The organism is Brachybacterium vulturis, from assembly GCF_043641765.1.
GTDB classification, from domain to species: domain Bacteria; phylum Actinomycetota; class Actinomycetes; order Actinomycetales; family Dermabacteraceae; genus Brachybacterium; species Brachybacterium vulturis_A.
In genome coordinates, this window is record NZ_JBHZRO010000017.1 from 52,704 (window position 1) to 79,023 (window position 26,320).

General features: G+C 71.5%; 24 protein-coding genes. 15 read left to right on the forward strand and 9 right to left on the reverse strand.

Features of this window, described 5'->3' with window-relative positions:
- Positions 1-67 precede the first annotated feature (67 nt).
- The 9 genes from ACHUEU_RS13185 to ACHUEU_RS13225 all read left to right on the forward strand — a co-directional run bounded on the left by ACHUEU_RS13185 (position 68) and on the right by ACHUEU_RS13225 (position 9,693).
- The gene (locus tag ACHUEU_RS13185) at positions 68-1,372 is read left to right on the forward strand and encodes an ABC transporter substrate-binding protein (protein WP_394216587.1); all 1,305 of its coding nucleotides are present in this window, start codon (positions 68-70) and stop codon (positions 1,370-1,372) included.
- Between the two features lie 38 nt (positions 1,373-1,410).
- On the forward strand, positions 1,411-2,550 hold the full coding sequence (locus tag ACHUEU_RS13190; protein WP_394216588.1) for an ABC transporter ATP-binding protein: 1,140 nt from the start codon (positions 1,411-1,413) through the stop codon (positions 2,548-2,550).
- Positions 2,551-2,654: 104 nt separating this feature from the next.
- On the forward strand, positions 2,655-3,122 hold the full coding sequence (locus tag ACHUEU_RS13195; RefSeq protein ID WP_394216589.1) for an SRPBCC family protein: 468 nt from the start codon (positions 2,655-2,657) through the stop codon (positions 3,120-3,122).
- A gap of 153 nt (positions 3,123-3,275) precedes the next feature.
- Positions 3,276-4,304 carry a LacI family DNA-binding transcriptional regulator gene (locus ACHUEU_RS13200; RefSeq protein WP_394216590.1) on the forward strand — a complete coding sequence of 343 codons (1,029 nt, stop codon included), beginning with the start codon at positions 3,276-3,278 and terminating at the stop codon, positions 4,302-4,304.
- A 206-nt stretch (positions 4,305-4,510) separates the two neighbouring features.
- The gene (locus ACHUEU_RS13205; protein WP_394216591.1) at positions 4,511-5,821 is read left to right on the forward strand and encodes an ABC transporter substrate-binding protein; all 1,311 of its coding nucleotides are present in this window, start codon (positions 4,511-4,513) and stop codon (positions 5,819-5,821) included.
- Between the two features lie 86 nt (positions 5,822-5,907).
- Complete coding sequence (locus tag ACHUEU_RS13210) at positions 5,908-6,882, forward strand: carbohydrate ABC transporter permease (RefSeq protein ID WP_394216592.1); 975 nt, start codon at positions 5,908-5,910, stop codon at positions 6,880-6,882.
- Positions 6,875-7,714, forward strand: a complete 840-nt coding sequence (locus ACHUEU_RS13215; protein WP_394216593.1) for a carbohydrate ABC transporter permease — start codon at positions 6,875-6,877, stop codon at positions 7,712-7,714. The genes ACHUEU_RS13210 and ACHUEU_RS13215 overlap by 8 nt, the downstream gene beginning before the upstream one ends.
- A gap of 38 nt (positions 7,715-7,752) precedes the next feature.
- Positions 7,753-8,487: a sugar phosphate isomerase/epimerase family protein gene (locus tag ACHUEU_RS13220; RefSeq protein ID WP_394216594.1), complete on the forward strand. Its 735-nt coding sequence runs from the start codon at positions 7,753-7,755 to the stop codon at positions 8,485-8,487.
- Between the two features lie 69 nt (positions 8,488-8,556).
- Positions 8,557-9,693, forward strand: a complete 1,137-nt coding sequence (locus ACHUEU_RS13225) for a Gfo/Idh/MocA family protein (protein WP_394216595.1) — start codon at positions 8,557-8,559, stop codon at positions 9,691-9,693.
- Between the two features lie 154 nt (positions 9,694-9,847).
- On the opposite strand, the gene ACHUEU_RS13230 is transcribed toward ACHUEU_RS13225, so the two are convergent.
- The 4 genes from ACHUEU_RS13230 to ACHUEU_RS13245 form a co-directional block, all read right to left on the reverse strand.
- Positions 9,848-10,333: a PTS sugar transporter subunit IIA gene (locus ACHUEU_RS13230; protein ID WP_394216596.1), complete on the reverse strand. Its 486-nt coding sequence runs from the start codon at positions 10,331-10,333 to the stop codon at positions 9,848-9,850.
- Between the two features lie 147 nt (positions 10,334-10,480).
- Positions 10,481-11,329, reverse strand: coding sequence for an aldo/keto reductase (locus ACHUEU_RS13235; protein WP_394216597.1), 849 nt, complete (start codon positions 11,327-11,329; stop codon positions 10,481-10,483).
- Positions 11,330-11,433: 104 nt separating this feature from the next.
- Positions 11,434-11,901, reverse strand: coding sequence for an NUDIX domain-containing protein (locus tag ACHUEU_RS13240; RefSeq protein WP_394216598.1), 468 nt, complete (start codon positions 11,899-11,901; stop codon positions 11,434-11,436).
- Positions 11,898-12,503, reverse strand: a complete 606-nt coding sequence (locus ACHUEU_RS13245; RefSeq protein ID WP_394216599.1) for a PTS sugar transporter subunit IIA — start codon at positions 12,501-12,503, stop codon at positions 11,898-11,900. Before ACHUEU_RS13245 ends, ACHUEU_RS13240 begins: the two co-directional genes overlap by 4 nt.
- Positions 12,504-12,840: 337 nt before the next feature.
- Between ACHUEU_RS13245 and ACHUEU_RS13250 the strand changes: the two genes are divergently transcribed.
- Positions 12,841-12,993 (forward strand): hypothetical protein, encoded by a 153-nt coding sequence (locus tag ACHUEU_RS13250; RefSeq protein WP_394216600.1) that lies wholly within the window; start codon positions 12,841-12,843, stop codon positions 12,991-12,993.
- 18 nt (positions 12,994-13,011) lie between these two features.
- Here ACHUEU_RS13250 and ACHUEU_RS13255 read toward each other — a convergent pair whose 3' ends face one another.
- The 3 genes from ACHUEU_RS13255 to ACHUEU_RS13265 all read right to left on the reverse strand — a co-directional run bounded on the left by ACHUEU_RS13255 (position 13,012) and on the right by ACHUEU_RS13265 (position 16,208).
- Positions 13,012-13,908, reverse strand: a complete 897-nt coding sequence (locus ACHUEU_RS13255; protein ID WP_394216601.1) for an aminotransferase class IV — start codon at positions 13,906-13,908, stop codon at positions 13,012-13,014.
- Between the two features lie 222 nt (positions 13,909-14,130).
- Complete coding sequence (locus tag ACHUEU_RS13260) at positions 14,131-14,925, reverse strand: hypothetical protein (RefSeq protein WP_394216602.1); 795 nt, start codon at positions 14,923-14,925, stop codon at positions 14,131-14,133.
- Positions 14,926-14,999: 74 nt separating this feature from the next.
- Complete coding sequence (locus ACHUEU_RS13265) at positions 15,000-16,208, reverse strand: NAD(P)/FAD-dependent oxidoreductase (protein ID WP_394216603.1); 1,209 nt, start codon at positions 16,206-16,208, stop codon at positions 15,000-15,002.
- A gap of 205 nt (positions 16,209-16,413) precedes the next feature.
- Between ACHUEU_RS13265 and ACHUEU_RS13270 the strand changes: the two genes are divergently transcribed.
- Both ACHUEU_RS13270 and ACHUEU_RS13275 read left to right on the forward strand, forming a co-directional pair.
- The gene (locus ACHUEU_RS13270) at positions 16,414-17,916 is read left to right on the forward strand and encodes a glutamate--cysteine ligase (protein ID WP_394216604.1); all 1,503 of its coding nucleotides are present in this window, start codon (positions 16,414-16,416) and stop codon (positions 17,914-17,916) included.
- Between the two features lie 84 nt (positions 17,917-18,000).
- A complete protein-coding gene (locus tag ACHUEU_RS13275) occupies positions 18,001-19,017 on the forward strand; it encodes a bile acid:sodium symporter family protein (RefSeq protein WP_394216605.1) in 1,017 nt (338 codons plus the stop codon).
- A gap of 98 nt (positions 19,018-19,115) precedes the next feature.
- Here the strand turns inward: ACHUEU_RS13275 and ACHUEU_RS13280 are convergent, their stop codons facing one another.
- A complete protein-coding gene (locus tag ACHUEU_RS13280) occupies positions 19,116-20,909 on the reverse strand; it encodes a BCCT family transporter (RefSeq protein WP_394216606.1) in 1,794 nt (597 codons plus the stop codon).
- 245 nt (positions 20,910-21,154) lie between these two features.
- Here ACHUEU_RS13280 and ACHUEU_RS13285 point away from each other — a divergent pair, with 245 nt between their 5' ends.
- Complete coding sequence (locus ACHUEU_RS13285; RefSeq protein ID WP_394216607.1) at positions 21,155-21,820, forward strand: hypothetical protein; 666 nt, start codon at positions 21,155-21,157, stop codon at positions 21,818-21,820.
- Positions 21,821-22,105: 285 nt separating this feature from the next.
- On the opposite strand, the gene ACHUEU_RS13290 is transcribed toward ACHUEU_RS13285, so the two are convergent.
- Positions 22,106-22,927, reverse strand: coding sequence for a hypothetical protein (locus tag ACHUEU_RS13290; RefSeq protein ID WP_394216608.1), 822 nt, complete (start codon positions 22,925-22,927; stop codon positions 22,106-22,108).
- Between the two features lie 115 nt (positions 22,928-23,042).
- Between ACHUEU_RS13290 and ACHUEU_RS13295 the strand changes: the two genes are divergently transcribed.
- Positions 23,043-23,564, forward strand: coding sequence for a hypothetical protein (locus ACHUEU_RS13295; protein ID WP_394216609.1), 522 nt, complete (start codon positions 23,043-23,045; stop codon positions 23,562-23,564).
- Positions 23,565-23,635: 71 nt separating this feature from the next.
- A complete protein-coding gene (gene hrpB, locus ACHUEU_RS13300) occupies positions 23,636-26,269 on the forward strand; it encodes an ATP-dependent helicase HrpB (RefSeq protein WP_394216610.1) in 2,634 nt (877 codons plus the stop codon).
- Positions 26,270-26,320: the final 51 nt, after the last annotated feature.

Consider the following 26,320-nt stretch of genomic DNA (forward strand, 5'->3'; position numbering starts at 1 on the left):
GTCAACCCCGCACCGACCCCGTCGGCCGCCTCCCCTCCCCGCAGGACCTCACGAATTGGAGATCGACATGGCATTCTCGCGACGCTCACTTCTCGGCATGGCCGGTGCCGGCTCGGCAGCGCTGGCGCTCGGAGCCTGCGCCGGTGGTTCCACCTCCGGCGGTGGCGGCGGGGGCGAGGAGGGTGACGGCACCCTCCAGTTCTGGTCCAACCATCCCGGCAGCTCGAAGGATGTCGAGCAGGCGATCATCGACCTGTGGAACGAGGAGTACCCCGACACCCCGGCGACGCTCATCGACGGCGGTGCCAACTACGAGGAGCTGGGGCAGAAGTTCAACGCGGCCCTGGCCGGCGGCGGGCTGCCGGACCTGATCGTCGCCTCGGACGTCACCTGGTTCAACTTCGCCTTCACCGGCGCGACCACGCCGCTGGACGAGCTGTGGACCGAGGCAGAGATCGACTCCGACGACCTCGTGGACACCCTGCGCGAGGACTACGCCTTCGACGGCAAGCACTACGGCATGCCGTACTCCCGCTCCACGACCCTGATGTACTTCGACACCGGGACGCTCGAGAGCGCCGGGCTGCCCACCGATCGCGGGCCGGAGACCTGGGAGGAGTTCGCCCAGTGGGCTCCGAAGATCATGGACGCCAACGGCGGCAAGCCGGCGCTCGTCGTGCCCGACGGCTCCAACTACCTCGACTGGTACTTCCAGGGCATGATCTGGACCTTCGGGGGCGCGTACTCGAACGAGTGGACCCCGGCCTTCACCGAGCAGGGGTCGCTGGACGCGGCGACGTTCCTGCAGGAGCAGGTCGCGGCCGGTCACATCCAGATCGAGGCCGACGCCAACAACACCTTCGCCATCGGCAACGCCTCGGGCCTGCTGCAGTCCACCGGCTCGCTCGGCGGGCTCAACGACTCCGCGGAGTTCCCCTTCCACACCACCTACCTGCCCGGCCCCACCCCCGGCGCCTGCACCGGTGGCGCGGGAGTCGCGATCCCCGACGGCATCAGCGACGAGCGCAAGCTGACGGCGGTGAAGTTCGCCGACTTCCTCACCAACACCACGAACACCATCACCTTCAGCCAGGCCACCGGCTACATGCCGGTGCGGAAGTCCGCGATGGAGGATCCCGAGGAGGCGCAGTACCTCGAGGAGAACCCGAACGCGATGACCGCGATCCGCCAGCTGAACGAGAACACGGCACCGCAGGACTACGCCCGCGTGTTCGTCTCCGGCGGCGGTCAGCGCATCGGCGCCGGCCTGGACCGGATCGCGATCGCCGGGGAGGACGTCGCCGCGGTGATGGAGGACCTGCAGACCGAGACGCAGGAGGTCATCGACCGGGACATCACGCCCAACCTGTGAGCGTCCGACCGACCCCCTGAAGGAGCACGAGGAACACCATGGCCACCGTCGAGTACCAGCAGGCCTCCCGCATCTACGACCCCTCCCGCCCGCCGGCGGTCAACCGGGTCTCGCTCACCGTCACCGATGGCGAGTTCCTGGTGCTGGTGGGGCCCTCGGGCAGCGGGAAGTCCACGGCGATGCGGATGCTCGCCGGTCTCGAGCCGATCGACGAGGGCTCCGTCCTCATCGACGACGTCGATGTCAGCGAGCTGCGCGCCCGGGACCGCGACGTGGCCATGGTGTTCCAGTCCTATGCCCTCTACCCGAACATGACGGCGCGGCAGAACATGGCCTTCGCCCTGCAGAACCTCCGGCTGCCGAAGGCCGAGATCGTTCAGCAGGTCCAACGCGCCGCGGCGATGCTCGAGCTCGAGCCGCTGCTGGACAAGAAGCCCTCGCAGATGTCCGGCGGGCAGCGCCAGCGGGTGGCGATGGGCCGCTCCATCGTGCGCAATCCCAAGGTGTTCTGCATGGACGAGCCGCTGTCGAACCTGGATGCGAAGCTGCGGGTCTCCACCCGTGCCCAGATCGGCTCCCTGCAGCGCGAGCTCGGCGTGACCACGGTCTACGTCACCCACGACCAGACCGAGGCCATGACCATGGGCGACCGGGTCGCGGTGCTCAAGGACGGGGTCCTGCAGCAGGCCGATGAGCCGACCCACCTGTACGAGCACCCCGGCAACACCTTCGTCGCCGGGTTCATCGGCTCGCCGGCGATGACCCTGATCGACGGCGCCACCGTCACCTCCGACGGCCGGGCGCAGCTGGGTCCAGGCCACGGCATGGACCTCGGCCTGCCCCGGGAGTACGTCGCGAAGACCACCGACCAGGTGATCGTCGGCGTGCGGCCCGAGAGCTGGGAGATCGTCGGCGGCGCCGACGGTGCGTCCGACGGGCAGGAGAGCCTGCCGCTGACGGTGCGACTGGTCGAGAAGCTCGGCGGGGAGGCATTCCTGCACTGCCACGCCCGGGAGACCGAGTCGATGACCGCCGCCGTGCGCGGTCACCAGCTGGTGCTGCGCCTGGACCACGGCTTCAAGGACATCGCACCGGACTCCACCATCCACGTGCGTCCCAAGCCCGGCTCCTGCGTGTTCTTCCACCCCGAGAACGAGATCAACCTCGAATACCTCTGAGTCCCGCCCACGGCTCGCCGGCCCTGAACCGCGGTGGTGCGGGGAGCGTGCCGGATGGCCCAATGGCAGCGTGTCATCGGGCCGCCCGGTCTACGCTGGTTCCCATGAGCACTCCGCGGATCGGCCTGACCCAGTACATCGACGCCTCACCGCAGGCCGTCTGGGCCGTGATCTCCGACATCGGCGCCGCTGCCGACACGCTCTCCGAGATCGACGCGATCGAGCTGCTCACCGACGGTCCGTACGGTGTGGGCACCCGCTGGCGGGAGACCCGCACCATGTTCGGGATGAAGGACACCATGACGCTGGAGGTCGCGGAGTCCGAGCCCCACCATCGCACCGTGGTCCTCTCCCCCGTCGGCGATCTGCTCTACCGCACCGAGTTCACGCTGCGGCCCCGCCCCTCCGGCGGGACCGAGCTGAGGATGACCTTCGGGGCCGACCAGCCGCCGCAGACCGGGGTGCGAGCGCTGGCCGCCTCGCTGCTCGCGCCATTGGGACTGCGAGCGGCGCAGAAGTCCATGGAACAGGACCTGCTCGACATCGCCGCCGCCGCGCGCGCCCGGGGCTGACCCCCCGCGGTCATCACCGCGAGCATGCGCAGGTCCCCGCTGCGGGGCCGGGAACTATCATGACCGCATCCGGCGCCGCGGCCCTCGCGCTGTGCACGGTCCGCAGCGCCGAGCGCACTGTCCCGGCCATCGCCCCCGATCTGGAGTCGTCGCATGCCGCGGAAGTCCTCCCGCCCGACCGTCGCGACCATCGCGCGCGACCTCGGCATCTCCCCAGCGACGGTGAGCTACGCCCTGAACGACAAGCCCGGGGTGAGTGCGGCGATGCGCGAGCGGGTGCTCGACCATGCCTCCGCCGTGGGCTGGACCCCGCACTCCGGGGCACAGGCCCTGCGCCGCGGCCGCAGCGGGAACATCGGACTGGTGGTGGTGCGCGATCCGGAGGAGCTCTCCCGCGAACCCTTCTACTCGGCGGTCACCGCAGGCATCGAGGCGGCGACCAGCGCCCATGGCTTCGAGCTGCTGATCCGCTTCGTGCACGGCGGGCCTGATGACGAGGTCGACGTCTTCCGTGCGTGGTCACATCAGCGGCGCGTCGACGGGGTGGTGCTGCTGGACCTCGCCGAGGACGACCACCGCCCGCCGGTGCTCGAGGCGCTGTCGCTAGACTTCGCGGTGCTCGGCCACTACTCGGGCCCCGAGGACTTCGTGAAGGTGACGACCGCGGAGGCGGACGACGCCGTCACCGTGATCGACCACCTCCTCGAGCGCGGCTACGACGGATGCCTCCAGTTCACGGGTCCGTTCGAGTACGCGCACGAGGGGCGGCGCCGCGAGCTGCTCGCGCAGCTGTGCGCGGAGCGCGGCATCGCGCATATGCACGTCCCCGGCACCTACACGGTCGACTCCGGGTACCGCGCCTTCCAGGCCGCGGACCTGTCGCTCAGCACCCGCCCCGCGGTGGTCGCCTCGAGCGACCTGATCGCCGTGGGGGCCCTGCGCGCCGCCGCTGTGCGGGGGATCGACGTCCCGCGCGACCTCGGCCTGATGAGCTGGGACGACTCGCTGATCACTGAGGCCACCTCCCCGAGCATCACCGCCCTCAGCCGCCGCCCCTTCGACATGGGCCGCTCCGCCGGCGACCTGCTGGTGCAGAAGATCGACGGGCGGATCCCCGGCGGCACGGTCCTCGAGAACGCCCCCGCAGCGCTGATCCCGAGAGGCTCGACCGCCCGCGGCTGAGCCCCGCCCGGGCGCGTCAGCGTCCGTCGAGAGGCGACTGCTGACCTCTCCCCCATTGACATTGACGTCGGACTCGCGCCATACTTGCCGAATCGATTAAGTTCGAATCGATTAAGCTCGGCCGTCCCCGACGGCCGGAGCGGCAGTTCCCCTCACTGTCCCCTCTGCGACCGCTCACTGATGACGGTGCACCTAGGAGTCCCCCGATGCGACGCCGCACACTTCTGTCCGCCGCCCCTCTCGCCGCCGTGACCGCGGCCGGTCTCGCCGCCTGCGGCTCCGGCTCCGCCGGCGGCGGGTCCAATGACTCGCCCGACTCGCTCACCTACTGGGCCTCGAACCAGGGCACCAGCCTCGAGAACGACAAGGAGGTGCTCACGCCCGTCCTGGAGAGGTTCACCGAGGAGACCGGCATCGAGGTCTCCCTCGAGGTCATCGGCTGGTCCGACCTGCAGACCCGCATCCAGACCGCGATCACCTCCGGGCAGGGCCCGGACGTGCTGAACATCGGCAACACCTGGGGCGTGAGCCTGCAGGCCACCGGCGGTCTGCTGGAGCTGGGCGATGCCGAGTTCGAGGCGCTCGGCGGGCGCGACCGCTACGTCCCGGCCGCCCTGGCCACCGGTGGCGCGGAGGGCACCGATCCCACCTCGATCCCGCTGTACGGCCTGGCCTACGGCATGTACTACAACGTGCAGATGTTCGAGGACGCCGGCATCGAGCCGCCCACCACCTGGGAGGAGATGGTCGAGGCCGCGAAGGCGCTGACGAACCCCGACGAGGACGTGTACGGCATGTCGCTCGCGGCGGGCTCGTACACCGAGAACAACCACTTCGCCTTCATCAACGCCACCCAGAACGGCGCTTCCCTCAACAGCCCGGACGGGAAGCCCACCTTCACCGAGGACGGCGTGGTCGACGGCATCCTGCGTTACCTGGATCTGATGCAGGAGCACAAGGTGGTCAACCCCTCCAACGCGCAGTTCGACAACGGCACCAAGTCCGTCACCGCCTTCGCGAACAAGAAGGCGGCGATGATCATCAACCAGAACAACGCCCACGCCACCATCGAGTCCCAGGGCATGACGCCCGAGGAGTTCAAGGCGGTCCCCTTCCCGGCCCCGGCCGATGCGGTGGACGACTGCGCCTCCCACCTGGCCGGCATCAACCTCGCCGCGATGGTGGACACCGACAACCGCGACGGCGCCCTGGCCTTCATGAAGTTCATGACCTCCCCGGAGACGCAGGCCGAGCTCGGCGCGCCCTTCGCCTCCCTGCCCGTGCTGGTGGACGGCGAGCCCACCTTCACCGAGAACACCGAGCAGGCGGACATGTTCATGGAGATCTACTCCGAGCGCTCCGCGCCGCTGCCGCTGGTGCCGTGGGAGGACCAGTTCGAGACCACCGTCGGCCAGGCCATGAACGGGATGTTCGCGACCATCGCCACCGGCGGCACGGTCACCCGTGAGGACGTCATGACCGCCATGCAGACGGCCCAGGACTCGATCCGGGCCTGAGCGCATGACGGCCGACGGGCGGGAGCAGCCCGCTCCCGTCCCGTCGGCCGCTCCGCTTCGCGCCTCCCCTGCCCAGAAGGACCCCCATGACCCTCTCCACCCGCCCCCGGACCTCGGCGCCCGCGGCGCGCCCCGATCCCCCGGCGCCGCGCCGCCCCCGCCGCACCTGGTTCCCGTACCTGATCCTGCTGCCCGCGGTGATCCTGGAAGTGCTGATCCACATCATCCCGATGGTGACCGGCTTCTGGATGAGCTTCGTCGAGCTCACCAAGTTCTTCATCCGTCGCTGGACGGAGGCCCCCTTCGCGGGGCTGGAGAACTACCGGATCGCCGTCGACCTCAACACCCCGGTCGGCCAGGAGCTGCTGAACTCCTTCCTGGTCACCGTCGGCTTTACCGTGCTGGTGGTGGGGCTGAGCTGGGGGCTGGGCATGGCGGCGGCCGTCGCTCTGCAGCGTCCCTTCCGCGGGCGCGGGGTGTTCCGCACCCTGTTCCTGATCCCCTACGCCCTGCCGCTGTACGCCGCCGTGATCACCTGGAACTTCATGCTCCAGCGCGACACCGGCGTCATCAACCACATCCTGGTGGAACAGCTGGGACTGTTCGAGGATGCGCCGTTCTGGCTGATCGGCGACAACGCCTTCCTCTCCGTCGTGGTGGTGGCGGTCTGGCGCATGTGGCCCTTCGCGTTCCTGATGTTCATGGCCGGCCTGCAGTCCATCCCCGGCGAGCTCTACGAGGCCAGCGCCATGGATGGTGCCACTCCGCTGCGGCAGTGGCGCGCGGTCACCCTGCCGATGCTCGCCCCGGTCAACCAGACGATGCTGCTGGTGATGTTCCTGTGGGTGTTCAACGACTTCAACACCCCGTACATCCTGTTCGGCACCGCCCAACCCCCGGCCGGCGACCTCATCAGCTTCCACATCTACAACGCCTCGTTCCTGTCCTGGGACTTCGGCGTGGGCAGCGCGATGAGCGTCCTGCTGCTGCTGTTCCTGCTGGTGGTGTCCCTGCTCTACCTGTACTTCACCCAGTGGAGGAAGGAGTCCTCCCATGCGTGAGACCCTCGGCGAGAAGATCTTCCGCCTCGTGGTGCTCGTCGGCCTCGGCCTGTTCGTGGTGCTGCCGCTTTACGTCATGATCACCACCAGCCTCAAACCGCTCGGGGACGTCCAGGCCGGGTTCTCCTGGCTGCCCAGCCGAATCACCTTCGGGCCCTTCGTCGAGATGTGGTCCACCGTGCCGCTGGCGCGGTACTTCATGAACTCCCTCGTGGTCACCTCGGTGGCGACGCTGTGCAGCGTGGTGGTGGCGATCTTCGCCGCCTATGCCGTCTCCCGCTGGCGGTTCCGCGGCCGCACCCCGTTCATGACCACCGTGCTGTCCACCCAGATGTTCCCCGGCGTGCTGTTCCTGCTGCCGCTGTACCTGATCTTCGTCAACATCGACACCACCTTCGGCATCCCGCTGGTGGGCACCCGCATCGGCCTGATCATCACCTACCTGACCTTCTCCCTGCCGTTCTCCATCTGGATGCTCGCCGGCTATTTCGACGGCATCCCCCGGGAGCTGGACCAAGCGGGCAAGGTCGACGGCGCCGGCAACCTCACCATCCTGCTGCGCATCATCCTGCCCGCCGCCCGCCCCGGCATCGTGGCGGTCGCGATCTACGCCTTCATGACGGCCTGGGGCGAGGTGCTGTTCGCCTCCGTGCTCACCACGGAGGAAACCCGCACCCTGGCCGTGGGCCTGCGCCAGTACGCCACCCAGACCAACGTCTACTGGAACCAGGTCCTCGCCGCCTCGATCGCGGTGTCGATCCCGGTGGTGGTCGGCTTCCTGATGATGCAGAAGAACTTCGTCGCCGGCCTTACCGCCGGTGCCGTGAAATGATCCCACCGCTTCTCCCCACCCACCGCGAAAGGACCCCGATGGAGATCTCCGTCCAGATGTACAGCGTGCGCGAGTCGCTCGCGACCGGCGTCCAGGCCACCGTGCAGCGCCTGGTCGAGCTCGGGCTCACCCATGCCGAGCCGTACCATCTGCTGGAATACCGCGACGAGCTGGTCCGTGCCCGCGAGCAGTTCCCGATCGACTTCCCCAGCGCGCACCAGTCGTTCCTCGGCGAGGTGGACTTCCCCGCCGTGCTCGAGGCCGCCCAGGCGGTGGGGGTGCAGTACCTCGTGGATCCGTTCTGGAACCCGGAGGACTGGACCGACGCCGAGAAGGTCCGCGCGCTGGCCGACACGCTGAACCAGCGGGCCGCCGCGGCCGCCGAGGCGGGGATCCGCGTCGGCTACCACAACCACCACTTCGAGCTCGCCTCGCAGCTGGACGGGCGCACCGCGCTCGAAGTCTTCGCCGAGACGCTGGACCCGCAGGTGATCCTCGAGGTCGACACCTACTGGGCGGCGGTCGGCGGAGCCGATGTGCCCGCGCTGCTGGGCCGCCTCGGCGAGCGGGTGCAGCTGGTCCATCTCAAGGACGGCGACCTCTCCACGGATCCCGCCGCCCAGCTCCCGCTCGGCACCGGGGCGATGCCCCTGGCCGAGACGCTGCGGGCCGCTTCCGGCGCCGCTTACGGCGTGATCGAGTTCGACGACTACGCGGGCGACATGTTCGAGGGCATCGCGGCGTCGATCGCGCACCTGCGCTCGGTCCTCTGACCCCACGGGCTCACCCACCCTCCCGAGCACGCATCCTGCACTTCGCACCCCACCCTCGAAGGACACCCCATGACCTCTCAGACCCCGACCGGTCCCGTCGGCGTCGGCCTCATCGGCGCCGGCACCATCTCCGCCGAGTACCTCACCCACCTCACCTCCTTCCCGGATCTCGCCGTGCACATCATCGGCGACCTGCTCCCCGAGGCCGCCGTGGCCCGCGCGGAGGAGTTCGAGATCCCCGCCTCCGGCACCGCCCAGGACGTGCTGGACCACCCCGAGGTGGAGATCGTGGTCAACCTGACCATCCCCACCGCCCATGCCGAGATCTCCCGCGCGATCGTCGCGGCCGGCAAGCACGTGTGGACCGAGAAGCCGATCACCACCGACCCGGCCGAGGCGAAGGCACTGCTCGCCGCGGCCGAGAAGGCCGGGGTGCGAGTGGGCGGCGCGCCCGACACCGTGCTCGGCGCCGGCATCCAGACCGCGCTGCGCACCCTGCGCGACGGCGCGATCGGGACGCCGGTCAGCGCCCTGACGCTGTTCCAGTCCCCGGGCCCCGAGTCCTGGCACCCCAATCCCGCCTTCCTCTTCCAGGAAGGTGCCGGCCCGCTGTACGACATCGCCCCGTACTACGCGACCACCCTGGTGCTCGCGCTCGGCCCCGTGGTCTCGGTCAGCGCCGTCGGCTCGACAGCGCGCGAGCAGCGCACCATCGGCTCGGGCCCCAAGGCCGGGAAGGTCTTCGACGTCACCGTGCCCACGCAGGTCGCGGCGCTGCTGCGCTTCTCCTCGGGCCAGAACGCGACCGTGCTGCTGAGCTTCGACTCCCCGCACACGCGCACCGGCTTCGTCGAGGTGTACGGCACGGAGGCGACGCTCGCCTTCCCCGATCCCAACGTCTTCGACGGGGACTCGGCCCTGACCGCCTACCGGGGCGAGGACGCGACGGCGGTGCCCGCGACAGGCGCCACCACCGGCCGCGGCCTGGGCGTGCTGGAGATGGCCCGGGCGCTCCGCGCCGGGGTGCCCCACCGGGCCCAGGGCGAGATCGCCGCCCACGTCCTGGACATCATGGTGGGCATCGAGACGGCGATCGCCGAGGACACGGTCGTGCAGATCGACTCGCGCTTCACGGACGTCGAGCCGATGCCGGCCGACTTCGACCCCTTCACCGCGACGCTGGCGCCGGTACCTGCCGAGGCCTGATCTGCGCTGATCTGCGCTGATCGGCGGCGAGCAGCGTCCAGCAGCATCGAGTCGTGAGTTCCATGCCACAAGAGTTCCCAGAACGCACGGAGCTCACGGCTCATCCGGGCAGAGCGCAGCAGGACCATGGCACAGACAGCCCCGCCGCGCATGCTCACCCGCTGAGCCACTCCCGGGCGCAGCGCTCGAGATCCGCCTCGTCCGTCGCCGCGAGCATCCCGCGCACGGACTCGGGCTCCTGCAACCGGGCCACCAGGGACTGCAGCGCGATCTGCTGGCTCCGGGCGTCATCGAGCACCAGCATGACCACCAGCTCCGCCCAGATGGTGCGCTCCCCTGAGGAGCCGATCGCCCCGAAGGCCACCGGATCCTTCGGGACGGCGATCGCGATGCCGGGGGTGATCACGTGCTCCGGATCGGTGTGCGGGATCGCTGCCGGCACGAGCGTGGGCAAGCCGGTGGGCTGCTTCTCCTCGCGCCGCAGCACGGCATCCTCGAAGGACTCGGTGACCGCGCCGATCTCCTGCAATCGGGCCGAGAGCGCCCGCAGCACAGCCGGGGCGTCCTCCACCTCCAGTCCGACCATCGCCGCCCCGGGCAGGATTCCCGTGCCGGGCGACTCGGCGCTGTCCTCACTCATGCTCCAGCTCTTTCACGCGCCGCGGCGCCGTCGACTGCTCCCGCGCACTTCCCGGTGAGGGCGCGATGATCGGCCGATCCTGTGCGGTGAGACCCCCGACCGCAAGGCGGTCCCCGCATCCGGGACCCTGCGAGGGAACCCGCCGGCTCAGGCCCCCTGGTGCCCGGCGAACTCGGCCGGGTGCTTGCCGCGGCGGCCGTCCTCACCCTTGTGCAGGTCGCTGATCTGCGCGACCTCGTCCTCGGTGAGGCGCAGCTCGAGGGAGGCGAAGTTCGCCACGATCCGTTCGGGCGTGACGGATTTGGGGATCACCACGTTGCCCAGCGCGAGGTTCCAGGCGATCATCACCTGCGCCGGGGTGGCGCCGTGGGCGTCGGCGATCTGCGTGATGACGGGGTCCTCGAGCTCGCCGCCGCTCTGGCCCAGCGGCGACCAGGACTCGGTGACGATCCCCTTGGCGGAGTGGAAGCGACGCAGCTCGGGCTGGGTGAAGTACGGATGCAGCTCGACCTGGTTGAGCACCGGCACCACGCCGGTCTCGGACTCGAGCTTGATGAGGTCCTCGATGCGGAAGTTCGAGGTGCCGATCGAGCGGATGCGGCCCTGCTCCTGCAGCTCGATGAGGGCCTTCCAGGTGCCGACGGACATGCCCGCCGACGGGGCGGGCCAGTGGATCAGATAGAGGTCGAGCTCCTCGAGGCCGAGGTCGGCCATGGTGGCGTCGAAGGAGGCGAGGGTCGCGTCGTAGCCCTGGTCCTGGTTGGGGACCTTGGAGGTCACGAAGATCTCGTCGCGGGGCAGGTCGGCGCTGCGCAGCGCCTGGCCCACACCGGCCTCGTTGCCGTAGCCGCGGGCGGTGTCGACGTGGCGGTAGCCGGCCTCGAAGGCCTGCCCGACCACGTCGGCGGCGACCTCGTCCTCGACCTGCCAGACCCCGTAGCCGAGCTGCGGGATCGAGTGGCCGTCACGGAAGGGGATGCGGGGCGAGGTGAACATGAGGCTCCTGGTTCTCGGTCGCGCTGGGCCGCCGCGAGGGGCGGTCCTGCCAATCTATCGGACCCAGCTGCTCGGCTCCGGCGCGGCGCCGACCCGCTGCCACCTCAGCCCCTGCTCACCCCCAGGGAGAGCGGCCGATCGCTGGGATCGGACTCGAGCCAGCGGGCGAGCGCCGGAGGCTGGACGTCGTACTCGCCGAGGCTCTCCAGGGGCAGCCACGCGGTGCCGGCCTGCCTGCGGTCGGGATCGGTGCCCTCTCCCGGCTCCTCCCCCTCGGCCAGACCGCACCAATAGGCCACGTTGACCTGGTGGAAGGGCGCGATCGCGGAGTCATCGCGGATGCTCCGCGCGGTGATGAACTCGAACAGGCAGGCGAGCTGGTGGACCTCGACCAGGGCGCCGGTCTCCTCCCGGCATTCGCGGATCAGGGCAGCCGGCTGGTCCTCGCCGTGCTCCTGGCCGCCGCCGGGCAGTTCGAACATCTCGTGGCCGGCGGGGTGGACGTACCGGTTCATGAGCACCTGCCGGTCGCGGATGATGAGGGCCTTCACGGCCACGCGCGGGGTCCTCATGCCTGGGTCTCCTCGCCGCGGTCGGGGCCGCCGCCCTCGGGTCCGCCGCCGTCGGACGCCTCGCCGCCGGGGTCCGCGCAGACGGGATCCCCGCCCTCGACGCCGGGCAGTGCCCCGGCGAGGAGCGCCGCGGCACGCGCCCGCAGCGCCTCGTCGTCCGGCATCTCGAGCAGCTCTGCGACGGCGGCCTCGTCCCGGAGCAGGCACATCAGCCGTTGCAGGGCGGCGAGGTGCTCCCGGGCATCGGTCAGCAGCGGCATCACCACCAGGCGCACATCGGCCGTGCTCCCCGTCGCGCCCATCTCCCCGAAGGGGACGGGGCGGGCGAGGGTCGCGAGCGCCAGCCCCGGGACCACCACGTGCTCCGGATCCGCGTGCGGGATCGCGGTGGGGATCGGGGTGGGCAGACCGGTGGGGTAGGTCCGCTCCCGCCTCCGCAGCGCCTCGGGGAAGTCGACGGTCACGGCACCGGCGTCGAGCAGGCGTCCAGCGAGGGAGCGCAGCACGTCCTCGTCGTCGAAGACGTCCAGCTGCGCGAGGACCACCGTGAGCCCGAGGGGCGGGCGGGGGTCCTCCGCCGAGGGGCGCGGGGCTGTGCTCATGGTTCCTCCCGGGTCGGTCACCCCTGATTCTGGCACTTCTCGGCGGTCTACGTTCGCTGGGCGCATTCGACCGGCCCGCTGCCCCGCGACCGGCAGGAACCTGCCTCCGCAGTGCGACGAGGCGCTCGAGATCGCCCTGCGCACCAGCTTCTCCCTGCGCGGCGCATGTGGTCTCCGCACCGCGCACCACGGCGAGGGAGTCGGTGGCCCGCGAAGGGGCGGCGATGCTCACCGAGCGGATCGGGACCCTGCGTCCCCGACCGGTCCCTGAAGTGCTGCCGCTGGTCGGCGGGCACAGCGCGCTGGACCAGCTCGACTCTGGCGAGTCCCGGAAGTGGTGGGGGTCGCGGCGGGACCGGAGAAGGCACCCGGGGTGCTGGGGGTGCTGCGCAGCGAGGGGATCGACACCGCGGTGCTCGACGTCGACCTCGCCCGCGAGGTCCTCGCACGCGCCGGACCTCGCAGCTCCGGCCCCACGGCCCCGGCCTGACTGCTCAGCCCGGGCAGCTCAGGCCTGGCCCTTGAGCACCGTCTGGAAACGGGCGGTGAGCTCGGGGTCCACCGGCAGCTCGGCGGCGTCGAGGTGGGTGATCGGCGCGGCCAGCCGGGTCGAGGAGAGCAGCCAGGCACCGTCGGAGCCGGCCACGTCCGCCACCGTCATCAGCTCGTCCCGCACCGTGACGCCGTCCTGCTGCAGCCACGTGAACAGGCTCTTCACACTGGTCCCGGGCAGCACCCCGGCGCTGACCGGGGTGGTCACGAACTCCTCGCCGCGCCGCACCAGCAGGGTGGACGTCGGCCCTTCGAGCACATAGCCATCGCTCGCCAGGAACAGCACGTCGGCCGCCCCGCGCCGCTTGGCCTCGCGGACGGCGGCCATGTTCACCGCGTAGCTGAGGGTCTTCGCCCCGGACAGCAGCCAGGGGCTGGTCCCGGTGACGGTGGTGGCCAGGCCGCGATCGAGCACCGCCACCCGCATGCCGGTCCGGTACGGGCTCCAGTCGTCGGAGACCCGGGCATGGATCCAGCAGGTGGGGACGCCGACGCCCTCGATACCGCGGGTGAGCATGACGCGGACGCTGAGCTCGGCGACCGGCTCGTGGGCGGCGATCGCGGCGTCGACCGCCTCGGCGAGGACCGTCCGATCCGGTTCGGGCAGCTCGATCTGGGCGGCGCTGCGGGCGAGCCGGGCCAGGTGAGGGCCGACGTTGACGGGCACCCCGTCGAAGGCGCCGATGGTCTCGAAGATGCCGTCGCCGCGGGTGGCGACGAGATCGGTGACCGACAGCTGAGGGACGGTCGCGTCGGCCAGGTGGAACGGGGCGCCGCCATCGGCCGGGGCGCCGGTGGCACCGGGGACGAGGACGAGGACCGGAGCGGGGGCTGCGGGGCTGGTCGTGGGCATATCACGGCTCCTGATCGGGGGCCTCGCGGGCTGCGGGGCGTTGTGACCAGGGTAGTCCCGTCGCGGGGAGAGCTCGACGGTGTGAGAGGAGCAGCGCTGCGCACCCTGGTCGAGTACTGGCGTCGCAGCGACGTCTACGGCGATATCGGCATAGTCATCGCCCAGCCGCCAGTACTCCACCGACGCTCCGGCGGCCCCGCCGAGCGGGTACCGCGCGGGAGCTCAGCTGTCGAGGAGGACGATCACGCGGCCTCGCTCGCGCCAGGCGACGTGCATCTCGAGCGGGTCGCCGGGCACCTCGACCTCCATCAGATCCACGCGGGCGCCGACGGGCGCGCTGCGCAGATCGGCGACGGCGAGCGTCCCCTCCGGCAGGTCGTCGAGACCGGAGGCGGCGGGATCCTGCAGCGGGATCTCGGCGCTCTCGTCGGGCTCGGCCATCCCCAGCAGCGCGGCGAAGAGGTGCTCGTCCATCAGCTGTCCAGCGGCGTCCGCGCGCGACACCTCGGACTCGTCATCGGCCGGGCCACGCTCGGCGAGCGCGTCCAGCGTCGTCTCCAGGGCGTCGGCGAAGCGCTCGAGGTAGGCGGCGAGATCCTCGGCGGCGAGCTGCAGCGCGAGGTCCTCGCCGATGCCGTACACGGCCCCGGGGGTGCCGTCCTCGTCCAATGCCAGCACCACGGCCGCCTCCGGGGTCTCGTACAGCGGATAGAAGCTGGTCGCCGGGCCGAGCAGGGTGTAGGGGCCCACATCGGTGCGGTCCTCGATCTGCAGGGTCAGCATGGTCAGCCCGCGCACCTCGATGCCGCCGAGCTCATCGCCGATCTGCTCGAGGGCGGGCGGTGGATCGGCCGCCACCTCCTCCTCGGTGACGGCAAGGCCCGGGATCAGTGCCGCGTCCTCCTCATGGGTGTTCACCAACGAGGCGAGACGGTCCAGGACCGGTCGCACGGAGGCCAGCGGCAGCACCTCGGCCTCGGTGGGCCAGGGCAGGGAGTTGTTCATCGGCGTGCTCACGCACCCAGTCTGTCACGGGCGGCGGTGACGCCCCGGCCGGGTCGGCGCCGCACGCCCGGGACGGGCCCGCGCGCTCAGCCCGGTGTGATCTGCCCGTCGAGCTCCTCGGGGGCGAGCTGACCGTTCTGGGAGGCGGCGATGACCTCCCGGGCCCGGCCCGCGGAGTCCCAGGTGTTCCACAGCAGCACGCCCTCGACCCTGCCGGCCTCGAGGTAGTGGACGACGGCGGCGGTGCGGTCCTGGTTCCACACCTCGCGCATCTCCATGGAGGTCTGCAGCCGGCCGACGGCCTCGTAGCCGTCATCGAAGAGATCGGAGAAGAACAGCGGCGTGTACTCGTACGCCTCCTCGGCGCCGGCCATGTTCTTCCCGGCCGCGGCACCGGAGGCCTGGGCGTGGTCGACATGCTCGACATGGCGCAGGCCCAGCAGGGGGTCGTCGAACAGGGCGACGTCCCCGGCGGCGTAGACGTCCGGGGCGCTGGTGCGCAGGTAGGGGTCCACGACCACGGCGCCGAGCTCGAGGTCCAGCCCCCCGTGCTCGGCCAGGTTGGTGTTCAGCTCGGCGCCCAGGCCGAGCACCGCGACGTCGGCGTGCAGCGACTCCGCCGCGCCGGAGTGCAGAACCAGCTCCTCCCCGGTGTCGATCCCCAGCAGCCGGAACCCGGGCACCACGGTGATGCCGTGCGCGGAGAAGGTCTGCTCGAGATGCCCGGTGATCGAGGCGGGGAACACGTGCTCGAGCAGCTGCCGCCCGGCATGGGCCAACGTCACCTGGGCGCCGGTGCGGGTCAGCGCTGCGGCGATCTCGGTCCCGATGTAGCCGCCGCCGACCACGACGATCCTGGCCCCGCCCTTGGCGAGCCCCCGCAGATGGCGGTAGTCGCCGACGCTCCGCAGGCAGAGGACCCGGTCGTCGTGGACGTCCGGGAGGTGGCGGGCGGAGGACCCGGTGGCCAACAGCGCCTTCCCGTAGTGGGTGAACTGCCCGCGGGCGGTGACCACGCTGTGCGAATTGGGCAGCAGCTCGGTGACCAGGGTGGAGGTGAACAGCGTCGCGCCGGTCTCCTCCGCGGTGTGGAGCTCCTGGCTGGCGGGGTCCGGGTTCTCGCCGCTCCAGAGGTCCTTGGACAGCGCGGGCCGATAGACCGGGCTGTGCGGATCGGCCGAGAGGATCGCGATGGTGGCGTCAGGCTCCGCGGTGCGGATCGCCCGAGCAGCGGAGTCGGCGGCGACACCGCCCCCGATGATCACGTGATCGTAACGGGCTTCGAGGTTCGTCATCGCAGGCTCCTTCACCGACCGGATGGTCCCTCCACAGTATTCCCCGGGCGCTCATCAGAGCAACGCCCCGGAATCCCCGGCGCCCGGGACCGCTCCAGGGTGGCCACGGGGCCTGCCGGGGTCCGGTCCGCGGCCGTCGGTGCCCGCGGGTGCCGCAGCCGTGCTTGGATGAGCGTTCCCCGCCCCGTCAGCCCCGGAGGTCCTCATGGGACGCGAGATCGGCAGCACCGAGTACACCCGCTCTCAGCGCACGCGCTACCGCCGGGAGCTGCGGCGCAACCTGGACCTCTTCGAGTCCTTCCTGGACACGGCCGAGTTCGTGGACGAGGGGACCGTGGGGGTCGAGCTCGAGATGAATCTCGCCCGGACCGACACGATGGCGCCGGCGCTCATCTCCGACCTGCTGCTCGAGGACCTGGATGACGAGGCCTTTGTCCACGAGATCGGTCGTTTCAACCTCGAGGCGAACCTGCCGGTCACCCACCCCGAGGGCACCGGCCTGCGGGAGCTCGAGCAGGAGCTGACCGAGAAGATCGACCGGGCCGATGCCGCCGCTCGCGCCCGGGGGGCCCGGGTCATCCCCGTCGGCCATCTGCCCACGATCACCGAGGAGCTCTTCGCCACCGAGGAGTGGCGCGCTCCCGGCGCCCGGTACGAGGCCCTCGAGCGGACCGTCCTGGAAGCGCGCGGCGAGGAGATCGCCCTGCGGATCGAGGGCGAGGGGAAGGGTCGCGGGCTGGACGTCAGCTTCGACTCCATCGCGCCGGAATCCGCCTGCACCTCGATGCAGCTGCACCTGCAGGTCCCGCCCGAGCAGTTCGCCGATGCCTGGAACGCCGCCCAGGCGATCGCCGGCCCGCAGGTGGCGCTGGCCGCGAACTCCCCGTTCCTGCTGGGCAAGCGGCTGTGGCACGAGACCCGCATCCCCACCTTCGTGCAGGCACTGGACACCCGGCCGCCGGAGTACGAGGCTCAGGGCGTGCGCCCTCGGGTGTGGTTCGGCGAGCGCTGGATCACCTCGATGTTCGACCTCTTCGAGGAGAATGTGCGCCTGTTCCCGGCGCTGATCCCCGAGCTGCGGGAGATGGCCGAGGAGCCGCTGCTCACCGAGGGCTCCTCCCCTCGCCTCCACGAGCTGATGCTCCACAACGGCACCGTGTGGCGCTGGAACCGGCCGATCTACGATCCCGGCGTGGACGTCCCGCACCTGCGGCTGGAGAATCGCCTGCTGCCGGCAGGGCCGACGCCCGCGGACATGGCCGCCAACGCCGCCTTCTTCTACGGGATCCTCCACTCGCTGGTCCATGAGCGGCGCCCGCTGTGGTCACGGATGAGCTTCGAGCAGGCCGCCGAGGCCTTCCAGCAGTGCGCCCGCTGGGGTCTCGAGGCCCGGGTGCGCTGGCCCAGGGTGGGCCGGGTGCGGATCGCGGACCTGCTGCGGGAGCAGCTGATCCCGCAGGCCATGGACGGGCTGCGAAACCTCGGCGCGGACCCCGATGCGGTCGAGCACTACCGCGGGATCCTCTCCGAGCGCGCTCGGACCGGCCGCAACGGCGCCCGCTGGCAGATCGACACGGTCACCTCGCTGGAGGTGCGCGGCGCGAGCCGCCCCGAGGCGCTGGCACAGATGACCCGGCTCTACCGCGCCGCGGTGGACACCGGGCATCCGGTCCATGCCTGGCCGGTCCCGGCCCGGCAGCGGGGCTGAGCGCCCCACCGGAGTCCCGGATCACATGACACCTGGCGGTCCACATCTTGGGACGACGTCTCACGAGACGGTACGATGCGGCGCATGACTCCCTCATCCCCGCACCCCACGACGAAGGACACCGCTGCCGCCCCCGGCACGCCGTCCTCCTCCCTGTCCCCCGAGGACCGCTCCGCCCGCATCGCGGTGACCGTCTTCCCGGTGCTGATCCTCGCCGCCGCCGTCTTCGCCTTCTTCGTCCCCTCCGCGGGCCAGGCCCTCGCCCCGTTCACGGCGATCTTCCTCGGCATCATCATGTTCGCGATGGGTCTGACCCTCACCGTGCCGGACTTCGCCCTGGTGGCCCGGCGCCCGCTGCCCGTGCTGATCGGCATCGTGGCGCAGTACCTGATCATGCCGCTGATCGGCCTCGGCATCGCCCTGCTGCTGCAGCTCCCGCCGGAGCTCGCCGTCGGGGTCATCCTGGTGGGCAGCGCCCCGGGCGGCACCAGCTCCAACGTCATCGCCTACCTGGCCAAGGCGGACACCGCCCTGTCGGTGACGATGACCTCGATCTCCACCCTGCTCGCTCCGCTGCTCACTCCGCTGCTGACCCTGTGGCTGGCCGGCTCCTACCTGCCGGTGGATGCGGGCGCGATGGCGATGTCGATCGTGAAGATGGTGCTCGTCCCCGTCCTCGGCGGCCTCGTGGTGCGGCTGCTGCTGAGCAGGCTCGTCGACACGGTGCTGCCGGCCCTGCCCTGGGTCAGCGTCGCCGGCATCTCGCTGGTGATCATCGCCGTGGTCAGCGGCTCCACCGAGGCGATCGTCTCCGCCGGAGCGATCGTGCTGCTCGCCGTGGTGCTCCACAACGGTGCGGGCTACCTGCTCGGCTACTGGGCCGCGCGCCTGCTCCGCCAGGGCGAGCGCGCCGCTCGCACCACCTCCATCGAGGTCGGCATGCAGAACTCGGGCCTGGCCGCGACCCTCGCCGCCAGCGCCTTCGCCCCTGCTGCGGCCCTGCCCGCCGCGGTCTTCTCGATCTGGCACAACCTCTCCGGGGCCCTGCTGGCGACGTACTACCGCCGCAGCGCGGAGAAGCACCAGGGCGACGCCTCCTGAGCCGAGGTCGAGCTCCGCCAGGGCCGCGCTGTCCCGGACCGCGCCATGGACCACCGGTCCTGCCCCGCCGCTCTCCTGCGCGGCCAGGCCGATCGGTTCTACCGCTTCCGTCCGTCCTCCGGCAGATCGGCCTTCCGGCTGCCCGTGCGCGAGGGCAGCGTCCCGGTCTCCGCGACCAGCGACTCGTCCCCTTCGCCGTACTCCTCATAGGGATCGGTGAGCACCGGCACCTCGGAGGTGAAGGTCGGCTCGACGACATAGTCGTCGGTGTCGTAGTCCACGTCCTCCTCGCGCCGGTCGTACTCCTCCGGCGGCAGCACCTGGGCCCATTCTCGGGTGCGGATCGGAGGCAGCTCCCCGGCGTCCTCCTTCAGCGCCCGCAGCAGGGCGTACATCTGGAACCAGCCCATGACGAAGAACGGCAGCCCCACCAGGATGATCGTGGACTGCAGCGCGGTCAGCCCGTCGGCACCGGAGAAGACCAGCAGTGCGGCGGTGACCAGTGCGATCGCCACGCCCCAGAAGATGCGCTGGCCGAGCGGGTTGTAGTCCTCGTGGCCGTTGGCCATCGAGTCCGTGACCAGGGCGGCCGAGTCCACCGAGGTGACGAAGAAGATGACCACCAGGATGATCGCGACCACCGAGATGAAGAACGCCCCCGGATAGTTGTCGAGGAAGGCGAACAGCGCCCCGGGGATATCGCCGTCGCCGACCACCCGATCGACGAGTCCGCCCTCGCCGTTGAGCTCGATGTTGAAGCTCGAGTAGCCGAAGATGCCGAACCAGATCACGGAGAAGGCCGAGGGGACGGCGAGCACTCCGGTGACGAACTGACGGATGCTGCGGCCCTTGGAGATGCGGGCGATGAAGATGCCCACGAAGGGCGACCAGGTGATCGTCCAGGCCCAGTAGAAGACGGTCCAGCTGTTCTGCCAGCCGGTGTTCGCGAAGGTGTCGTTCCACAGGGCGAGCTCGGGCAGGTTCACCAGGTAGCTGCCGAACGACTCGACCGTCCCCTTGATGATGAACAGGGTGGCGCCACTGGCGAGCAGCACGAAGATCAGCAGCAGCACCGCCACGACGATGTTGAAGTTCGAGAGCACCTTGATGCCCTTGTCCAGGCCCATCGAGACCGAGATCAGGGCCAGCCCGCAGACCACACCGATGATGATGAGATTCCAGCCGGCGTTCTCGGGGATGCCGAACAGCTGGTTGAGTCCGCCGTTGATCTGCAGCGTCCCCAGGCCCACCGAGACCGCGACGCCGAAGACGGTGCCGATGATCGCGATGATGTCGATCGTCTTGCCGATCGGCCCGTGAATGCCCTCGCCCAGCAGCGGCTGGAAGATCGAGCTGACGCGCGGCGGCAGGTTCCGCTTGTGGATGAAGTACGCGAAGCACAGCGCCGGCAGGGTGAAGATCGTCCAGGTGTGCAGCGTGAAGTGGTAGTACGTGAAGTTCATGGCGTCACGCGCGGCGTCCATGGTGCCGCCCTCGATGCCGAGCTCGGCGGCGCGCGGCGGATCACCGAAGTGGCTGACCGGCTCGGCGACGCCCCAGAACATCAGGATCGAGCCGATGCCGGCGGCGAAGAGCATCGCGAACCAGGCACCGCCGGAGTGCTCCGGCGGCTCGTCGTCCGGTCCCAGCTTCACGCGGCCGAAACGGCCCATCGCGATGAAGATCAGAAAGCCCAGGAAGACGGTGACGCCGAGGATGTAGAACCATCCCAGGTTCGTCAGCAGCCAGTCCGAGGCGACCTTCGTCGCCTTGCCCATGGGCTCGGTGAAGGCGATCGTCCCGACCACGAAGGCGATGATGATCGCCGCCGAGCCGAAGAAGATCACCGGTGAGGTCCGCAATCGCAGTGCGTCGTGCAGTCTGTTCAGCAAGTTTCTCGACTCCTCGTGTGCTCACGGGGCAAGCACGTCGTCGTCCGCAGGGCGGGCCCGAACTGGTCCCTGTGACCGAGCATAATTCCGACACCGGCCGGAATTCACAAGTTCTCCGCTTCCTCGTCCGGAAGATCCCCTCCCCGGACGGCCGCTCCGCGCTGATGGGGAGTCCTCCCCATCGCGTTGTGGACACCTGGCCGATAGCGTGATCCCGACAGATCGGCGTCGACGCGGAAGAGATCATGAGCACCCCCTACGGAATGCCCGCCGAGGCCCCCCAGCCTCCTGCGACCCCTCAGAAGCGCCGCACGGGCCTGTACGTCGGGATCGCCTGCGGGTGCCTGCTGCTGATCGCCGTGGTGATCGCCGTGGCCGGGGCGGGCCTATGGGTGCTCTCCCGCGACGGCGGCGAGGACGGCCCCTCCACGGACCCCGCCACCAGCGAATCCTCGACGAAGGACCCCACCGACGAGCCGACGGACGAGCCCACAGAGGCCCCCTCGGACGACTCGACGGACGAGCCCACAGAGGCCCCCTCGGACGACTCGACGAACACGGCCCAGTTCGAGGCCGAGGTCTCCGCCCCCCAGGAGGGCACCACGCTCGATACCGGGAGCGAGACCATGACCTCGGAGAACGGCAAGTACATCGGGGTGCAGGTGATCCTGACGAACACCGGCGAACGCGGGATCGCCCTGGACTTGGACCGCTTCACCTTCCTCGACGTCGACGGCACCGAGTACCAGCTGATGCACGGCGTCTTCTCCACCATCGGGCCGATCGAGCCGGGCGAGGAGGCGAGCGCCGAGCTGTACGCCGACGTCCCCGAGGGTGCCGAGCTCGAAGCGGTCACCTACAACCCTGCGTCCGGGCCCGGTGGGGAGTCGGTCGCCATCCCTGTGGGCTGATCCGACCATCCGGTCGGGTGTGCCGGATCCGCTGGTCGTCGGCACGACCGCCGCTCGAGCGGCCGGGTGTCCAGGGAAAGACCAGCGTCACCACAGGGGTCTTTCCGGGAGGTGTCGTCTACTGGAGCCAACGCGTCACCGGAGGACCCGCCGACTGAGGAGGAAGCGGGCTCCACAGATCCGGGGCGCGGGGGAAAGGGATGGCCCCGGCTCGTGGGGACGAGCCGGGGCACTTTCCTGTGCAGGGCCCGCCACCGCCCGGCCGGGCTCGCCCGCGATCTTCGCTCAGCGGCGCAGGTCGATCCCGAACACCCGCCGGATCTGCGCCACCGCGTGCCGGGTGAAGCGCCGGTCAGAGGGCGTCGAGGCGAAAGGCAGCACCAGCCCCGGATGGTCAGGATGAGTGACCCGGGCGTGCGTGGTCCCAGGGGCGACCACGAATCCCTCCGCCTCCATGCGGCGCAGCAGCTCGCGTCGGGAGGTGGGGTGGCGGGTCCCCTGCCCGCCGCGCGCGCTGGGTCCGGCGGCCTCCTCGGCGATGTCCGGCGCCGGCTCGTACTCCGCGGGCCGCACCGACAGCGCGTAGCGGGTGGAGAACACGCCGATCACGGTGTTGTCCGCCCGACGCACCTGCACCACCGCCTCCGCCCGCAGGAAGTGGTCGCTGGCACCGGCATCCGCGGTCCAGGCATCCTCCGGATCGGCGACCGTCTGCACGATCTGCTCGGCGGGCAGGCCGTGGACCCCGACCGAGCGGATGTCCTCGTCGTCGATCCGCAGCGGCCGCGGCAGCGGGCGCGGGTCCGCAGCGCTCAGCGAGTGCACGGCGCCGGCCGGAGGGGCCGGCACGGGGCGCGGCAGCTCGACGGTGCGGGCCCGCGTCCGGGGCAGCCGGGCCGACGGGGACCGGGCCGGCAGTGCGGCCCCGGCGGCCCCATCTCCGGGGTCCGCCCCTGCCGGCGAGCCGGGTGCCGCAGCCGGCGGTGCTCCCCCTGCGCTCCAGTCGACGGGTCGCACCCGACGCGCGGGATCGGTGCTCCCGTCCAGTGCCCGGGGCGTCGGCCGCGGCGGGCCCGGCCGGCCTGCGCCGTCGTCGGCACGCGCCATGGTCCGCCTCCCGTCACGCTCTGCGCCATCTGAGATGCTCTGTCCCTCTGATGGTGACATGCCGGAACGGTCCGCTAGCGTGTCGCCGTCGACGTCACCTGCCGTGAGGATCTCCGTGTCTGCTCGCACCGCCCCCGTCCGCCCGTCCCTCGCCCGCCTCGCCGGGGCCCTGTTCGCCCTGTCGCTGCTCGCGGCAGGCTGCGGGGAGAGCACGCCGGGCCCCGAGCAGACGCCCGCGAACTCTGCCGCGTCCGACGGCGGCGGCTCGGCGACGAGCGCCGCCTCCGACGGGGGCGGGCGGACAGCCGCCGCGGTGCCCCAGGAGAAGTACGCCGTCACCCCGGCGCCCGAGGGCTTCACCCCGCCGGAGCCGTGCTCCGGCGAGGGTGCCTACTTCGCGGAGGTCGGCGGGACGGCCACCCCCGAGCTGCCCGAGCGGGCCGACGAGACCCTCACGATCACGGCCGAGAGCATCGAGGGCGCGGATGCGCAGCTGACCGCCACCCTCGGCGACGGCAGCTCCCGCCCGCTCGAGGACATCACCCTCGGGGAGACCGTGACCATCGATCTGTGGACCCTCTCCGTCACCAGCGTCTGTGAAGACACCCAGCAGGTCGAGTTCGACCTCATCGACTGACCTCCGGACAGCCGGACGTCCCCGGGATCGACGCCGCGAGCCGCGCCGGTGCAGCACGGCATGATGGGTGGATGCCCGCCCCGCACTCCGTCCCGCAGCCCTCCCCGCGCTCCGCCCCGCACCGCTTCGACCTCGATGTCGTCGGCGCGGGCCTGCCCGTCGGCGCGGCCCGGACCGAGCTGGAGGCTGCTGCCCGCCGCGGCGCGCTGGTGGTCACGGCGCCGCCCGGCACCGGCAAGACCACCCTGGTGCCGCCGCTGGTGGCGAACCTCGTAGACGGCCTCACCCTGGTCACCCAGCCGCGCCGGGTCGCGGTCCGTGCCGCCGCGCGTCGCCTCGCCCAGCTGGACGGGACCCCGCTCGGCGGACCGGTCGGCTTCACCGTGCGCGGGCAGCGGGAGGTCGGCGCCGGGACCCGGCTGGAGATGCTCACCCCGGGCGTGCTGCTGCGCCGCCTGCTCGCCGATCCGGCGCTGCCCGGGGTCGCCGCGGTGGTGCTGGACGAGGTCCACGAACGGTCCCTGGAGACGGACCTGCTGCTGGGGATGCTCGCCGAGGCCCGGCAGCTGCGTGAGGACCTGCTGGTCGGGGCGATGTCGGCAACGCTCGATGCGGCGGCGGTGGCGGCGGTGCTGGACGGCGCCGCGATCGTGGAGGTCCCCAGCGCCCTGCACCCGCTGAGCATCGACCACGCACCCTCCACCGCCCCCCGCCTCGACGTCCGCGGCATCACCCGCGAGTATCTCGACCACCTGGCCCGCACCGCCGCCCGGGCGCAGCGCGCACAGGGCAGCGATGCGCTGGTGTTCCTGCCCGGCGTCCGTGAGGTCGACGAGGTGGTCTCGCGCCTGCAGGGGCTGGTCGGCGAGGCGGTGGAGGTGCTCGCCCTGCACGGCAGGCTGCCCGCCGCGCAGCAGGACCGCGCCACCGGCGGCCGGCGCCCCGGCGAGAAGCCCCGAATCGTGATCTCCACCGCGCTCGCGGAGAGCTCCCTCACCGTGCCCGGAGTGCACCTGGTCGTGGACGCGGGGCTGTCGCGGGAGGTGCGCCGGGACCGGGGCCGGGACATGTCCGGGCTGGTCACCGTCAGCGCCTCCCGGGCAGCGGCCGAGCAGCGGGCCGGCCGCGCCGCCCGCCAGGGACCGGGCCGGGCGGTGCGGGTGTTCTCGGAGGCGGAGCTGGCAGGGATGCCCGCGCAGGCACCGCCGGAGATCACCGCCACGGATCTCACCGACGCCGCCCTGTGGCTGGCCTGCTGGGGCACCCCGCGCGGGGACGGGCTGCCGCTGCTCACCGCACCGCCGCGCGCCGAGATCACCGCCGCCGAGCAGACCCTGCAGGCCCTGGGCCTGGTGGACGAGGAGGGCCGGCCCACCTCGGCCGGCACCCGGGTGGCCCGCCTGCCGGTAGGGGTCCGGGAGGCCCGCGCCCTGCTCGACGGAGCACGACGGCTGCCGGGCCGAGAAGCGGCGCGCACGGCCGCCGAGGTGGTCGCGGCGGTCTCGGATGACCATCGGCCGGCCGGGGCGGACCTCCCCCGCCTGCTGCAGGACCTCCGCGCGGGCCGCGCCCCGGGGACCGAGCGGTGGCGGCGCGAACGGGACCGGCTCACCCGCATCGCCCGGAACACACCCGTCTCCGGCGAGCCGGGGCCCGCACAATCGCGGCCCTCGGCAGCGCTGGAGGCACCGGATGCCGCGCACGAGGCGGGCATCGTGCTCGCCCTCGCCCGTCCCGAGCGGATCGCCCGCCGCACCGAGGTCGGGTCCCGCTCCTACCTGCTGGCCTCCGGCACCCGCGCCGCGCTGCCCGAGGGCAGCGCTCTGGCGTCCGCGCCCTGGCTGGTGGTGTGGGAGGTGCAGCGGGCCGCGGGGCGTGCGGCCGACGGCACCGGGGCGGTGATCCGCGCCGCCGCCCCGCTCACCGCACAGGACGCCCTGCTCCTCGGTGCCGGGCTGGTGGTGCAGGAGCGCACCGCCCTCCTCGAGTCCCACGCGGTGCGCGCTCGGGAGCGGCGGGCCCTCGGCGCGATCGAGCTGTCCTCGACGCCGGTGGCCGCGACCGCGCACGACACCGTGCCGGCAGTGCTGGCCGCCGTGCGCGCCCGCGGGCTCGCCGCGCTGCCCGCCGATCCCGGAGCCATGGCGCTGCGGGCCCGGCTCGCCCTGATCCACCGCGAGCTCGGCACCCCCTGGCCCGCCATGGACGAGGACTCGCTGCTCGCGGACCTCGAGACCTGGCTGGCCCCGCAGCTGTCGGCCCGCACCACGAAGCTCTCCGCGATCGACCTGGTGAGCGGTCTGCGTCACCTGCTGCCCTGGCCGGAGGCGTCCGAGCTGGCGGCACTGGCCCCGGAGCGGCTCGCGGTGCCCTCGGGCAGCACCGCCCGCATCGACTACCCGGCACCCGACGCGGAGGACGGCCGGCCCGTGGTCTCGGTGAAGCTGCAGGAGCTGTTCGGGCTCGCCGAGACCCCGCGCCTGGTGCGCGGCCGGGTGCCGGTGCTGTTCCACCTGCTCTCGCCGGCTCGTCGGCCGCTCGCCGTCACCGATGACCTGCGCTCCTTCTGGAACGGCCCCTACCAGGAGGTGCGCAAGGAGATGCGCGGCCGGTACCCGAGGCATCCCTGGCCGGAGGATCCGTGGACCGCACCGGCCACCGCCCGCACCATGCGGGGAGCTCGGCGCAGCGCGGGGCGAGGGTGACTCTGCTCGCGGCTCCCAGTGCCCATCGAGCTGCACCTGGCACCATCGGAG

Coding starts and splice junctions, on each gene's coding strand:
- ACHUEU_RS13185 (WP_394216587.1), top strand. CDS start 68: ATGGCATTCTCGCGACGCTCACTTCTCGGCATGGCCGGTGCCGGCTCG.
- ACHUEU_RS13190 (WP_394216588.1), top strand. CDS start 1,411: ATGGCCACCGTCGAGTACCAGCAGGCCTCCCGCATCTACGACCCCTCC.
- ACHUEU_RS13195 (WP_394216589.1), top strand. CDS start 2,655: ATGAGCACTCCGCGGATCGGCCTGACCCAGTACATCGACGCCTCACCG.
- ACHUEU_RS13200 (WP_394216590.1), top strand. CDS start 3,276: ATGCCGCGGAAGTCCTCCCGCCCGACCGTCGCGACCATCGCGCGCGAC.
- ACHUEU_RS13205 (WP_394216591.1), top strand. CDS start 4,511: ATGCGACGCCGCACACTTCTGTCCGCCGCCCCTCTCGCCGCCGTGACC.
- ACHUEU_RS13210 (WP_394216592.1), top strand. CDS start 5,908: ATGACCCTCTCCACCCGCCCCCGGACCTCGGCGCCCGCGGCGCGCCCC.
- ACHUEU_RS13215 (WP_394216593.1), top strand. CDS start 6,875: ATGCGTGAGACCCTCGGCGAGAAGATCTTCCGCCTCGTGGTGCTCGTC.
- ACHUEU_RS13220 (WP_394216594.1), top strand. CDS start 7,753: ATGGAGATCTCCGTCCAGATGTACAGCGTGCGCGAGTCGCTCGCGACC.
- ACHUEU_RS13225 (WP_394216595.1), top strand. CDS start 8,557: ATGACCTCTCAGACCCCGACCGGTCCCGTCGGCGTCGGCCTCATCGGC.
- ACHUEU_RS13230 (WP_394216596.1), bottom strand. CDS start 10,333: ATGAGTGAGGACAGCGCCGAGTCGCCCGGCACGGGAATCCTGCCCGGG.
- ACHUEU_RS13235 (WP_394216597.1), bottom strand. CDS start 11,329: ATGTTCACCTCGCCCCGCATCCCCTTCCGTGACGGCCACTCGATCCCG.
- ACHUEU_RS13240 (WP_394216598.1), bottom strand. CDS start 11,901: ATGAGGACCCCGCGCGTGGCCGTGAAGGCCCTCATCATCCGCGACCGG.
- ACHUEU_RS13245 (WP_394216599.1), bottom strand. CDS start 12,503: ATGAGCACAGCCCCGCGCCCCTCGGCGGAGGACCCCCGCCCGCCCCTC.
- ACHUEU_RS13255 (WP_394216601.1), bottom strand. CDS start 13,908: ATGCCCACGACCAGCCCCGCAGCCCCCGCTCCGGTCCTCGTCCTCGTC.
- ACHUEU_RS13265 (WP_394216603.1), bottom strand. CDS start 16,208: ATGACGAACCTCGAAGCCCGTTACGATCACGTGATCATCGGGGGCGGT.
- ACHUEU_RS13270 (WP_394216604.1), top strand. CDS start 16,414: ATGGGACGCGAGATCGGCAGCACCGAGTACACCCGCTCTCAGCGCACG.
- ACHUEU_RS13275 (WP_394216605.1), top strand. CDS start 18,001: ATGACTCCCTCATCCCCGCACCCCACGACGAAGGACACCGCTGCCGCC.
- ACHUEU_RS13285 (WP_394216607.1), top strand. CDS start 21,155: ATGAGCACCCCCTACGGAATGCCCGCCGAGGCCCCCCAGCCTCCTGCG.
- ACHUEU_RS13290 (WP_394216608.1), bottom strand. CDS start 22,927: ATGGCGCGTGCCGACGACGGCGCAGGCCGGCCGGGCCCGCCGCGGCCG.
- hrpB (WP_394216610.1), top strand. CDS start 23,636: ATGCCCGCCCCGCACTCCGTCCCGCAGCCCTCCCCGCGCTCCGCCCCG.